This window comes from Serratia sp. X3 (assembly GCF_014982455.1).
Taxonomy (GTDB): Bacteria; Pseudomonadota; Gammaproteobacteria; order Enterobacterales; family Enterobacteriaceae; genus Serratia; species Serratia ureilytica.
In genome coordinates this window covers 77,010-89,448 of the sequence record NZ_JADCNB010000001.1, presented here as the reverse complement: position 1 = coordinate 89,448, position 12,439 = coordinate 77,010, and the positions used below count along the sequence as shown (strand labels likewise).

The following is a 12,439-nucleotide window of genomic DNA, read 5'->3' as shown; positions in this document are numbered from 1 at the left end:
CCGATTGGTTGCCGATAATCATTCACGTTAAAACCACAAAACCATAACGTCTTGCCCGATTCCCTACAACTGCCCGCCGCAGTGACTCACGCGGCACCAGGAGAACACCATGGCCTCTTTAGTCATCGATGATATTCCGCAGACGATCGTTAACGTCAAGCGCCAGCTGCGCCAGGCCTTGCCGAACTACCGCGAAGTCTTTCAGGCGCTGGAGGAGAACATCCGCGGCCAGGTCGACCAGATCCGCCGCGAACTGGCCGCCGGCCATAATCCGGTGCCGCAGATCGACGCGGAAGATATCCTGCAGCAGCGCGTCAGCGATCAACAAATAGCGCTGATCAAACAGCGCGGCGCCTGCGCCATTCGCGGCGTGTTTCCCCGCGCCAAGGCCGAAGGCTGGAACCGGGAAATCGGCGACTATCTCGAGCGCAACAACTTCGTCGAGCGATTGAAAAACGCCGCCGAAGACAACTATTTCGGCAAGCTGGCCGCCAGCAAGCCACAGATTTACGGCATCTATTGGTCAAAACCGCAGGTTGAAGCGCGGCAGGACGCGCGCATGCATGCGGTGCAGGTGTTCCTCAACAGCCTGTGGGCCACCGAAAGCAACGGCAAGCAGCATTTCGATCCGACTCGCGTCGCCACCTACGCCGATCGCACCCGCCGCCGCCCGCCGAACTCCTCGTCGCTGGGCCTGTCGCCGCACGTCGACAGCGGCACCATCGAGCGCTGGCTGGACGAGAACTTCCGCTATGTGTATCGCCACGTCTTCTCCGGCAACTGGCAGCAGTACGATCCCTTCGCCGCCGACGGCCGCACCGAAGTGCGCGAAATAGCCTCCCCGGCAGTCTGCTCGATGTTCCGCACCTTCCAGGGCTGGACGGCGCTGACGCCGCAGCGCACCAACGCCGGCACGCTGAACCTGGTGCCGATCGCCAACGCCATGGCCTATGTGCTGCTGCGCGCGCTGCAGGACGACGTCGCCGATGACGATCTGTGCGATGCGGCGCCGGGTCGCGCGCTGTCGATCTCGGAAAAATGGCATCCCCTTTTATTAAGCGGGATTTCCCCTATTCCCGATCTGGAGCCGGGCGACACGGTCTTTTGGCACTGCGATGTGATCCACGCGGTGGAGAACGAACATAACGGCGAGTTCGACAGCAACGTGATGTACATCGCCGCCGCACCGGGCTGCGAGAAAAACGACGCCTATCTGCAGCGCCAGCTGCCGAGCTTTATCGACGGCAGAACGCCGCCGGACTTCGCCCCCGACGATTTCGAGGTCGATTTCGAGGGCCGCGCCACCGTCGAGCTGCTGACGCCGCTGGGCAAAGCGCAGCTCGGCATGCGCTGACCGCCGCCCCCAGCCACGGGCCTCTCTCGCTGTGGTATACTGCCGTCATCCGTAGGCCGCAGCGAGAACCCGTCGTGCACCCTTTTTTTGAAATGCTGTTGGCGGTGTTTGATCGCGCCGCGCTGATGTTGATCTGTCTGTTTTTCCTGACCCGCACCCGGCTGTTCCGCCAACTGCTGCAAAAAGAAGACCATACGCCGCTCGAGCTCGGCATCGTCACGGCAATCTTCTCGCTGTTCGCGCTGTTCAGCACCTACTCCGGCATCAACGTTGAGGGCTCGCTGGTCAACGTGCGCGTCATCGCCATCATGGCCGGCGGCATCCTGTTCGGCCCCTGGGTGGGGATCGTCACCGGCATCATCGCCGGGGTGCACCGCTATCTGATCGACATCGGCGGCATCACCTCGGTGCCCTGCCTTATCACCAGCATCATCGCCGGCATCAGCGCCGGTTACATCAACCTCAAGGTCAAAAAAGAGCAGCGCTGGCGCGCCGGCATCGTCGGCGGCATGCTGTGCGAATCCCTCACCATGCTACTGATCGTGCTGTGGGCCAAGCCGACCGAGCTCGGGCTCGACATCGTGTCGCAGATCGCGCTGCCGATGATCCTCGGCACGGTATGCATCGGCCTGATCGTGCTGCTGGTGCAGAGCGTCGAAGATGAAAAAGAAGTGATCGCCGCGCGCCAGGCCAAGCTGGCGCTGGATATCGCCCACAAGACGCTGCCCTATTTCCGCAACATCAACAGCGAATCGCTGGCCACCATCTGCGATATCATCCGCCAGGATATCCGCGCCGACGCAGTGGCGATCACCGATACCCATCAGGTGCTGGCTTACGTCGGCGTAGGGCGCGAAGCCTACCCGATCGGCCGCGAAGGGCTGAGCCGCGTCACTCGCGAAAGCATTCGCCACGGCAAAATCATCATCAAAAACAACCTGGAAAATCCGGCCGCGCCGCAGATCCATTCGCAGCTGGTGGTGCCGCTGTGGGAAAAAGGCGAAGTGACCGGCGCGCTGAAAATTTACTACTGCCACGCTCACCAGATCACCAACACGCTGAAGGTGATGGCGGTCGGGCTGTCGCAGATCATCTCCACCCAGATGGAGGTTTCGCGCATCGAGCATCTGCGCCAGATGGCGGATAAAGCCGAAATGCGCGCGCTGCAGAGCAAGATTAACCCACACTTCCTGTTCAACGCGCTGAACGCCATCTCTTCCTCCATCCGTCTGAATCCGGACACCGCGCGCCAGCTGATCATCAACCTGTCGCGCTACCTGCGCTACAACCTGGAGCTGAACGACGAACTGATCGATATCCGCAAGGAGCTGCATCAGATCCAGGATTACATCGCCATCGAACAGGCGCGTTTCGGCGCCAAGCTGACGGTGATTTACGACATCGACGACGACGTCTCGGTGCGCATTCCGAGCCTGCTGATCCAGCCGCTGGTGGAGAACGCCATCGTGCACGGCATCCAGCCCTGCAAGGGCAAAGGGGTAGTGGTGATCGCGGTGAAAGATCAGGGCGACCGGGTGAAGATTTCGGTGAAGGATACCGGCCACGGCATCAATCAGGAAACCATCGATCGGGTGGCGCGCAACGAGATGCCGGGCCACAATATCGGCCTGCTCAACGTACACCACCGCGTGTCGCTGCTGTACGGTGAAGGGCTGCATATCCGCCGCCTGGAGCCGGGCACCGAAATCGCGTTCTACATCAGCAAAAACGGCGGCAAGCTGCACCAGGAGCCGAGCGCGCCGCCGGTCGGGGAGGCCTCATGAAAGCCATTATCGTGGAAGACGAATTCCTCGCGCAGGAAGAACTCAGCTACCTGATCAAGAAACACAGCAATATCGATATCGTCGCCACCTTCGAGGATGGCCTCGACGTCCTCAAATACCTGCAGACCCACCAGGTCGACGCCATTTTCCTCGACATCAACATCCCGTCGCTGGACGGCGTGTTGCTGGCGCAAAACATCAGCAAATTCGCCCATCGGCCGTCGATCGTGTTCATCACCGCCTATAAAGAGCACGCGGTGGAAGCGTTCGAGATCGAAGCGTTCGACTATATCCTCAAGCCCTATCACGAGGCGCGCATCGTCACCATGCTGCAAAAGCTGGAGGCGCTGCATCATCGCCCCGCCGGCGCGACGGAGCCGGCCAGCGCGCCGAGCCGCGGCAGCCACAGCATCAACCTTATCAAAGACGAGCGGATCATCGTTACCGACATCAACGATATCTATTACGCCGCCGCCGATGAAAAGGTGACGCGGGTCTATACCCGCCGGGAAGAGTTCGTGATGCCGATGAACATCACCGAGTTTTACGGCCGGCTGCCGGAAGAGCATTTCTTCCGCTGCCACCGCTCTTACTGCGTTAACCTGGCGAAGATCCGCGAGATCGTGCCCTGGTTCAACAATACCTACATTCTGCGGCTGAGCGATCTCGAGTTTGAAGTGCCGGTCAGCCGCAGCAAGGTGAAAGAGTTCCGCAAGCTGATGCGCCTGTAAGCGCTTACCAGCGCGGGCCCGGACGATAGTAATACCCCGGCGGCGGCGGTGGCGGCATGCGGTAATGCGGCCGGTCGCGCCAGTCGCGCGGCGGCGGCCCGTAGTAAATCACCCGGGGCGGCGGGCCGTAATAGTACCCGCGCGGGCGTTCATACCGGCGGTGATCGGCCCACCAGCGCGGATCGCGCCAGCGATAGCCGTCCCAGTAATGGCCGCGATTGTCGCGATCGCCGATATGCAACGACAGGCCAGGCACGTTCACGCCGATGGAGACGTCGGCCTGGCTCGCCAGCGGCAGCGCCAGCAGCGCAGCCAGTAACAACAGCGTTTTTTTCATTTCATGGCTCCTGCAGAGCGGACCTTGTCCGATCGCAGATAACATAGCTCCGCGCTCACCGCCGCTCTATAGGCGCAATGCCGATTTACGCCTTTCAGACGCATCCTTCACAATTCCACCACAATCGTTCACCGGCGATTAACAATAAATCGTTGATATCTTTGATGTAGATCACGTGTCACCCCCGGCATTTCACGGGCTTTCAGGCGCAAAAACGGCAACTCACGCCGCATAAAATGCATTTCATTCCTTCCGTCGTGCAACTCATTCCCGATCCGCCGCCCGCCGCAGGGGCCGGCCATATAATAAGCCCATACCGCGGGAACGCTGATTCACCCCGCAAATTTCAGCCAACGGCTCACGCCCGGCAACGCACACACAGGAAGGAGACCGGCCATGAACACCAAACCGGCAAATCGCAGCTTAATCGTTCTCGGCACCATCATCTGTCAGATGGGTCTGGGCACCATCTACACCTGGAGCCTGTTCAACCAGCCGCTGGTCGACAAGTTCCACTGGGGGCTGGCGGACGTCGCCACCACCTTCTCCATCACCAGCTTCTTCCTGGCCTTCGCCACGCTGTTCGCCGGTAAGCTGCAAGAACGCTTCGGCATCCGCAACCTGACGCTGTGCTCCGGCATCCTGGTCGGCCTGGGCCTTATCGCCAGCGCCCACGTCAGCTCGCTCGACATGATCTACCTGCTGGCCGGCGTGGTGGTGGGCTTTGCAGTCGGTATCGCCTACATCTCCACCCTGTCCAACCTGATCAAATGGTTCCCGGCCAACAAAGGCCTGATTTCCGGCATCTCCGTCGGCGCCTTCGGCAGCGGCAGCCTGCTGTTCAAATACGTCAATGCCGCCCTGATCGCCGACGTCGGCGTTTCCGGCGCCTTCTTCTACTGGGGTGCCATCGTGATGGGCCTGATCGTCGTCGGCTCCCTGCTGCTGAAAGAGCCGGTGCTGGCGACCAACGCCGCACAGCCAGGCGCTAACGGTCTGGGCAACGACTTCAGCGTGCGCCAGATGCTGGCCACCAAAGAAGCCTACCTGCTGTTCACCATCTTCTTTGCCGCCTGCATGAGCGGTCTGTACCTGATTGGCATCGTGAAAGACATGGGCGTTCAACTGGCCGGGATGGACTTGGCCACCGCCGCCAACACCGTATCCGCCGTCGCCATCTTCAATACCGCCGGCCGCATCATCCTGGGCACGCTGTCCGATAAAGTGGGCCGTATGCGCGTCATCAGCTTCACCATGCTGGTTACCGTGCTGGCGATTGTCGCCCTGAGCTTCATGACCCTGAACCACACGCTGTTCTTCATCTGCGTCGGCGCGGTGGCCTTCTGCTTCGGCGGCAACATCACCGTGTTCCCGGCGATTGTCGGCGACTTCTTCGGCCTGAAAAATCACAGCAAGAACTACGGCATCATCTACCAGGGCTTCGGCCTGGGCGCGCTGGCCGGTTCGTTCGTCGCCAAATACTTCGGCGGCTTCCACGCCACCTTCATGGTGATTGGCGTCCTGTCCGCCGCCTCCTTGCTGATTACGCTGTTCATCAAAGCGCCGAAAGCCGTGGAAGTGGAAAGCGAAGAAACCGCACAGGCGGCAGAGCTGGCCAAAGCCTGATACCCCGCGAAAACGACAAGGGGCGCAACCTGCGGGTTGCGCCCCTTTTTTTATCGTGCCGCCGCGTTGCTTACAGCTGCATGCCCAGCGTCTGGCGCAGATGCGCGCCGGCTCCCAGCAGGCCCGGTTGGCCATGGGTTATCATGAACACCGGGATGTCGCTCACATAGTCGCGGAAACGCCCCTTGTCTTCGAAGGCGGCGCGGAAGCCCGAGGCCTTGAAGAATTCCATAAAGCGCGGCACGATGCCGCCGGCGATGTACACGCCGCCAAAGGTGCCCAGATTCAGCGCCAGGTTGCCGCCAAAGCGCCCCATGATCACGCAAAACAGCGACAGCGCGCGGCGGCTGTCGATGCAGCTGTCGGCCAGCGCCCGCTCGGTAATGTCCTTCGGCTCCAGTTTCTCCGGCAGGCGGTTGTCCGCCTTGACGATGGCGCGATACAGGTTGACCAGGCCCGGCCCGGACAGCACGCGCTCGGCGGAAACGTGCCCCACTTCACCGCGCAGCACCTCCAGAATAATGTCTTCTTCTTCGCTGTTCGGTGCGAAATCGACATGGCCGCCCTCGCCCGGCAGGCTGACCCAGCGGCGATCGACCTGCACCAGGTGGGCAACACCCAGCCCGGTGCCGGCGCCGTACACCGCGATCGGTTTGCCCGGCTGAGCCTCGCCGCCGCCAAACTGCAGCACGTCGTCAGGCGAAAGCATCGGGATCGCCATCGAGACGGCGGTGAAATCGTTGATCACTTCCAGATGACTCAACCCCAGGCTGGCCTTCATTTCTTTGATCGAGAACGCCCAGCTGTGGTTGGTCATCGCCACCCAGTCTTCGGTCACCGGGCAGGCGATCGCAATACAGGCGTCCTGCACCTCGATATCGCATTCTTTCAGGTAGTGGCGGATCACCGCCTCCAGGCTGTCGAACTCCAGGCCGGAATAAGTTTTCGCCTGGGTAATCTCACCCGTCGCAACAGTGCACAACGCCAGGCGGGCATTGGTGCCGCCAACATCACCTACGAGGGCATAGGTCATTGATTTCGTCTCCGCAAAATGAAAAATAAAAAGCTGCCCACACTGTAAAATCCTGCTGCGAAAACAACAATCACCCGCCTCGGATCTGCGCCCCAATAGCGATCCGGATCACAAAAAACGTTTCAGCTGGCCTGCCAAGCCGCGATTTGAAACAAATTGCGGCAAAAAACGCACTCCGGCGACTGTTAACCAGCATCGACGCCGGGCAATATCAATGCGTGCCTGCTCGCCGATAGTCTGGCAAGCTGTGGTCACTGCCCAATCACCCGCTCTCCCTGCCCTGCATGGAGGCATCGACAAGGGATTATCCATGCTGCATCCGCGCGCCAATGCCATGTTGGCCTTTGCTTTGCCTGCGCTGATTATCGGTTCCGCCTCCAGTCTGGTGCTGCTGTTGATGATGAAAGTCGCCGCTACGCTGCAGCAATGGCTGTGGGTGACGCTGCCCGACGCGCTGAGCCTGGACGCCCAGGCACCCTGGTGGCCGCTCGGCATGCTGACGCTGACCGGCGTGGCGGTCGGCCTGATCGTGCGCTATATGCCGGGCCATGCCGGGCCGGATCCGGCGACGGAATCGCTGATCGGCATGCCGCTGCCGCTCTCCGCCCTACCGGGGCTGGGATTGGCGCTGATCGTCGGCCTGGCCGGCGGCGTCAGCCTCGGGCCGGAGAACCCGATCACCGCCATCAATATCGCGCTGGTAGCGGCGGCGGGGGCGCGCCTGTTGCCTAAGGTGCCGCGCATGGACTGGATCATCCTGGCGGCCGCGGGCACCATCGGCGCGATGTTCGGCACGCCGGTCGCCGCCGCGCTGATTTTCTCGCAAACCCTGGCGGGCAATAACGAAACGCCGCTGTGGGATCGGCTGTTCGCCCCGCTGGTGGCCGCCGCCGCCGGCGCGGTCACCACCCAGCTGTTCTTCGTGCCCAATTTCGCCCTGCAACTCGACGCCTATGACGTAACCCGGCTGCCGGACATCTTCAGCGGCGCCATCGTGGCGCTGATCGCCATCGCGCTCGGCATGGTGGCGCTGTGGTGCTTCCCGCACGCGCACCGTCTGTTCCATTCGATGAAGAATCCGGTGTTGATGTTAGGACTGGGCGGTTTTGTCCTGGGCCTGCTGGCGCTGTTCGGCGGAGAGATTACCCTGTTCAAAGGGCTGGATGAAATGAAACGCCTCGTGGCAGACGGCAACTATTCGGTGCCGGCGCTGTTGACCATTACCCTGACCAAGCTGGCGGCGCTGGTGATCGCCGCTGCCTGCGGCTTTCGCGGCGGGCGCATCTTCCCGGCGGTGTTCGTCGGGGTGGCGCTGGGGCTGATGCTGCACCAGCATGTGCCTGCGGTGCCGGCGGCGATCACCGTCTCCTGCGCCATCATGGGGCTGGTGCTGGTGGTGACGCGCGACGGCTGGCTCAGCCTGTTTATGGCGGTGGCGGTGGTGCCGGATCTGCACCTGTTGCCGATCTTGTGCATCGTGATGCTGCCCGCCTGGCTGGCGCTGGCGGGCAAACCCTTGATGCTGGTGAACCGCCGGCAACCGCCGCACGACGATTAGGCCAGCGCGAACGCCGCGGCGGCGCGAGCGTGGATCGCGGTGGTGTCGAACACCGGCACCGAGGCATCCCGCTCGCTCACCAGCAAGCCTATCTCGGTGCAGCCGAAAATAATCCCCTGCGCGCCCTGTTGTTCCAGATCGCTGATGATCCGGCGATACTCGTCGCGCGAGGCGTCGCGAATTTTGCCGAGGCAGAGTTCGTCATAGATGATGCGGTGCACGATGTCACGATCGGCGCTGACCGGCGTCACCACGTCGATGCCGTGCAATTCCTGCAGGCGGCCGCGGTAGAAGGTCTGCTCCATGGTAAAACGCGTGCCTAGCAGCCCGACGCGGCGAATGTTTTTCTCCCGCACCTGCAGCGCCGTGGCATCGGCGATGTGAATCAGCGGCAGGCCGCTGGCCTGCTCGACCGCCTCCGCCACCTTGTGCATGGTGTTGGTGCAGATCACGATCGCTTCGGCGCCGGCGGCGCGCAAAGCCACGGCGGCGGCGGCCAGCAGCCGGCCGGCGCCATCCCAATCCCCCTGGTGCTGCAAGCGTTCAACCTCCTGAAAATCGACGCTGTAGAGTACGATTTTGGCCGAATGCAGCCCGCCGAGGCGCGCCTTTACCTGCTCGTTGATGGTGCGGTAATACGGAATGGTGGATTCCCAGCTCATGCCGCCCAGCAAGCCCAACACTTTCATCCTTCGTTCCTCAGCATTTTCCGACGATCCTCTGACCTTACCTGAGAATCGCCGGGCTGACGACGCCTTATTTGGCGCCGGAATTGATCGGCTGGCGCGCTTCGAACCAGCGCTGACGCAGCATGTCGTACAGCCAGTTGTAGGCCATGGTGTACGGCAGGAAGAACAGGAAGAAACCGATTTCCAGCATAAACGCCTGCGCCCAGGAAATGCTCAGCATCCAGGCGGCGATCGGCACGCCGATCAGGATAAAACCGGCCTCAAAGCCGACGGCGTGCAGCGCGCGCACCTTCAGGTTACGCACCACCCGGCTGACCGGCCACAGGCGGTCGAACACCGTGTTGTAAACCATGTTCCACAGCATCGCGACGGTGGACAGCATCACCGCCAACGCACCGACCTGCACCATTGAGCGGTTGAGCAGCCACGCGCCCAGCGGGGCGCAAACCATCACGGCGATGGCCTCGAAACCGACGGCGTGGACGATACGTTCAATGAGAGACTTGTTTTGCAGTTGCATACATCACCTTTTATTCAACAGTTGTTGCGAAAGCCAGGTGATTATCATCGCTTTTTTGGGTAGATTAAAAATAGATTCCATCGATAAAGTAGATATATGCACTATTCACCGGAAGCGTTACAGGCATTCGTGGAAGCCGCCGCACTCGGCTCATTTTCCGCCGCCGCGCGCAAGCTGCGCAAAAGCCAATCCACCGTCAGCACCGCCATCGCCAATCTGGAAGCAGACCTGGCCTTGACGCTGTTCGATCGCAGCGCGCGCCAACCGGTGCTCACCGCCGCCGGCCGCAAGGTGCTGGGGCACGTGCAGGAGATCCTCGCCGCCAGCGAGCGGCTCGACGCGCTGAGCATTCAGCTGGCGGGCAATGTCGAACCGCGCCTGAGCATGGTGTTTTCCGATACCTACCAGCCGAAGCATCACGACAGCCTGATGCAACGGTTTGAACAACGTTACCCAGAGATTGAACTGGAATGGATGATCGCCGAGGAAGGCGACGTTATCGATCTGCTGCAAAGCGGCCGCGCGCATTTGGGCATGGTGGAAGTGCAAAAAACCTATCCGCCGGATATCGCCTTCTCCCGGCTGCCTGAACAGACCGAAATGGGGCTGTTCGTCGCGCATGGGCATCCGCTGGCGCAGGTCGCCGCGCCGACTCCGGAGCAGTTATCCAGCACCCGTCAGCTGATCCTGAATACTTACACCGGCGCCGAAGCGGCCAGACAAGGCGGGCTGGTCTGGTCGGCGCCCAGCTATCTGCTGTTGCTGGAGATGGCGGAACAGGGATTCGGTTGGGCGGTGCTGCCGCACTGGCTGGTGCAACAATACGGCCACGGCAGGCTCACCCAGCTGCGCCCGCGCGGCTGGCCCAAACTGATTTCGGTGGATGCGGTATGGTCCAAACTGACCCCGCCGGGCCCGGCGGGGTACTGGATGCTGGAGCGATTGCTGGAAGACGACGCGGCTCAGGCGGCAGCGTTGCGCGACTGAATGACGCGCGAGATCGTCTCAAGCAGTTCGGGAATATCCATCTTCGGCAGCATCACTTCGATGAAAGCCAGCCGGTCGCCCTGCGCCGCCTCACTCAGCGCCTGGCGCAGCGCCTCCGGCTGACTGACCCGCAACGCCGTCACCGGCCGCCCACCGGCCAATGCCGTTGGCAGCTGCGTCCAGTTCCACCGCGCGATGTCGTTGTAACTCTGCTCCGGCCCGTGGATAGCGCGCTCAATCGTGTAGCCCTGATTATTCAGCACGAAGATCACCGGTTTAAGCCCATCTCGCAGCATCGATCCCAGCTCCTGCACGGTCAATTGCGCGGCGCCGTCGCCGATCAACAGCACCACCCGGCGCTGCGGTTCGGCGGTCTGCACGCCGAACGCCGCCGGTAAGGTATAGCCGATCGATCCCCAGAGCGCCTGCACGATCATCCGGCTGCCGCGCGGCAGCGTTAACGTGGCCGCACCAAAACAAGCCGTGCCCTGCTCGGCCAGCACGATATCCCCCGGCCGCAGGAAATCCTGTATCTGCCGCCAGAAGGCGTGCTGATCCAACCCTTCCCCATCGGCTTCCGGCAGCATCGGACGGGCGATCGTCGGTAACGGCCAGCGCGCCGCCAGCGACAGAGTCAGGCGGTGCAGCGCCTGCACGGCGGCGCACATCGGGATACGGCTGAACCGTTGACGACCGACCCAGGCTTCGAACGGTTGGATATCGATGCATTTTTCCGCCGGCAGATGATGCGTGAATCCCCCGGTGATGGTGTCGGTGAAGCGCACGCCGACGTTGATCACCACGTCGGCGTTTTCGATCGACTGTTGCACCGACGGATCGCAAGCGCCGCCGCAGTAGGTGCCGACAAAACCTGCGCGGTTCTCATCCAGCACGCCCTTGCCGAGCAACAGGCTGGCATGTGGGATCGCCACTTCCTGCATCCAGCTATCCAGCGCCGTTTCAACACCAAAGCGGTCCGCCAGAAAGTCCGCCAGCAATGACACTTGCCGCGCCGATTGCAGCTTTTCACGCGCTGCGGCGATAAACGCCTGCAATGCGCTCCGCGACAGCCTGGCCTGACGCAGCATCAGCGGCGCCGGTTTGGCCGGCAGCGGCGCTTGTGCGACGTCGCTGGGCAACATCAGGTAAACCGGGCGATGTTCCAGCAAGGCGGCGTCGATCAGGCGGTCGATCTCCCTGGCGGCGTTGTCGGCGGTCAGGTTGGCCTGTGCGACGCTGACTTCTTTGGCTATCCGCGCAAAGTGAGTGAAGTCGCCATCGCCCAGCGAATGGTGCAGCAAATCGCCGGCGCGCTGGGCGCGCAGCGCCGGTGTGCCCACCACGTGGATCACCGGCAGGTATTCGGCATAACTGCCGGCCACGCCGTTCAGCGCGCTCAGCTCCCCGACGCCGAAGGTGGTGAGCAGCGCCGCGGCCGGTTTGCAACGCGCATAGCCGTCGGCGGCGTAGGCGGCGTTCAGTTCGTTGGCGCAGCCTACCCAGGTGATTTGCGGATGCGCGATGACGTGATCGAGGAATTGCAGGTTGTAATCCCCCGGCACGCCGAAGACGTGGCGGATGCCAATCTGGGCCAGACGATCGAGCAGATAATCGGCCACCGTATAGATCTGAGTCATGATCATCACCTGTCTGCAGCTGAAGCGATTATCTTTAAGTATCGAAGATGCTGGTTAATTTTCGAACAGCGCTTTCCGTGTCGAGCGGCAACCTGGCGTTACATGCCGGCCTTGTGATCGCCCCCTCGGCGGCACGCTGTGAAAACGCATACACTCAAAACACGCCACTTCTTCGCCGACAAA

General features: G+C 61.8%; 11 protein-coding genes. 6 read left to right on the top strand and 5 right to left on the bottom strand.

All coding sequences use genetic code 11. The annotated features are described in order from the left end of the window. Nucleotides 1–109: 109 nt before the first annotated feature. The 3 genes from IMX17_RS00455 to IMX17_RS00445 all read left to right on the top strand — a co-directional run bounded on the left by IMX17_RS00455 (nucleotide 110) and on the right by IMX17_RS00445 (nucleotide 3,869). Complete coding sequence (locus IMX17_RS00455) at nucleotides 110–1,354, top strand: DUF1479 domain-containing protein (RefSeq protein WP_046896270.1); 1,245 nt, start codon at nucleotides 110–112, stop codon at nucleotides 1,352–1,354. 92 nt (nucleotides 1,355–1,446) lie between these two features. Continuing rightward, complete coding sequence (locus tag IMX17_RS00450) at nucleotides 1,447–3,138, top strand: sensor histidine kinase (RefSeq protein ID WP_025303750.1); 1,692 nt, start codon at nucleotides 1,447–1,449, stop codon at nucleotides 3,136–3,138. Continuing rightward, nucleotides 3,135–3,869 (top strand): LytTR family DNA-binding domain-containing protein, encoded by a 735-nt coding sequence (locus IMX17_RS00445; protein WP_025303751.1) that lies wholly within the window; start codon nucleotides 3,135–3,137, stop codon nucleotides 3,867–3,869. The genes IMX17_RS00450 and IMX17_RS00445 overlap by 4 nt, the downstream gene beginning before the upstream one ends. Before the next feature lie 4 nt (nucleotides 3,870–3,873). On the opposite strand, the gene IMX17_RS00440 is transcribed toward IMX17_RS00445, so the two are convergent. Beyond that, entirely contained in the window at nucleotides 3,874–4,206 is a 333-nt protein-coding gene (locus IMX17_RS00440; RefSeq protein WP_046896269.1) for a DUF2502 domain-containing protein, read from the bottom strand. A gap of 396 nt (nucleotides 4,207–4,602) precedes the next feature. Between IMX17_RS00440 and IMX17_RS00435 the strand changes: the two genes are divergently transcribed. Then, a complete protein-coding gene (locus tag IMX17_RS00435) occupies nucleotides 4,603–5,832 on the top strand; it encodes an OFA family MFS transporter (protein WP_033643939.1) in 1,230 nt (409 codons plus the stop codon). Between the two features lie 70 nt (nucleotides 5,833–5,902). Here the strand turns inward: IMX17_RS00435 and glk are convergent, their stop codons facing one another. Then, entirely contained in the window at nucleotides 5,903–6,865 is a 963-nt protein-coding gene (gene glk / locus IMX17_RS00430) for a glucokinase (protein WP_193549219.1), read from the bottom strand. A 310-nt stretch (nucleotides 6,866–7,175) separates the two neighbouring features. On the opposite strand from glk, the gene IMX17_RS00425 reads away from it, so the two are divergent. Next, the gene (locus IMX17_RS00425) at nucleotides 7,176–8,423 is read left to right on the top strand and encodes an ion channel protein (protein ID WP_046896268.1); all 1,248 of its coding nucleotides are present in this window, start codon (nucleotides 7,176–7,178) and stop codon (nucleotides 8,421–8,423) included. Here IMX17_RS00425 and IMX17_RS00420 read toward each other — a convergent pair. Both IMX17_RS00420 and IMX17_RS00415 read right to left on the bottom strand, forming a co-directional pair. After that, nucleotides 8,420–9,112: an aspartate/glutamate racemase family protein gene (locus IMX17_RS00420; RefSeq protein ID WP_019453821.1), complete on the bottom strand. Its 693-nt coding sequence runs from the start codon at nucleotides 9,110–9,112 to the stop codon at nucleotides 8,420–8,422. The genes IMX17_RS00425 and IMX17_RS00420 overlap by 4 nt on opposite strands. 67 nt (nucleotides 9,113–9,179) lie before the next feature. Continuing rightward, complete coding sequence (locus tag IMX17_RS00415) at nucleotides 9,180–9,632, bottom strand: multidrug/biocide efflux PACE transporter (RefSeq protein ID WP_033632446.1); 453 nt, start codon at nucleotides 9,630–9,632, stop codon at nucleotides 9,180–9,182. Nucleotides 9,633–9,728: 96 nt separating this feature from the next. On the opposite strand from IMX17_RS00415, the gene IMX17_RS00410 reads away from it, so the two are divergent. Beyond that, on the top strand, nucleotides 9,729–10,619 hold the full coding sequence (locus tag IMX17_RS00410; protein WP_033632445.1) for a LysR family transcriptional regulator: 891 nt from the start codon (nucleotides 9,729–9,731) through the stop codon (nucleotides 10,617–10,619). Here the strand turns inward: IMX17_RS00410 and IMX17_RS00405 are convergent. Continuing rightward, complete coding sequence (locus IMX17_RS00405) at nucleotides 10,595–12,256, bottom strand: alpha-keto acid decarboxylase family protein (RefSeq protein ID WP_193549218.1); 1,662 nt, start codon at nucleotides 12,254–12,256, stop codon at nucleotides 10,595–10,597. The genes IMX17_RS00410 and IMX17_RS00405 overlap by 25 nt on opposite strands. Between the last annotated feature and the right edge of the window lie 183 nt (nucleotides 12,257–12,439).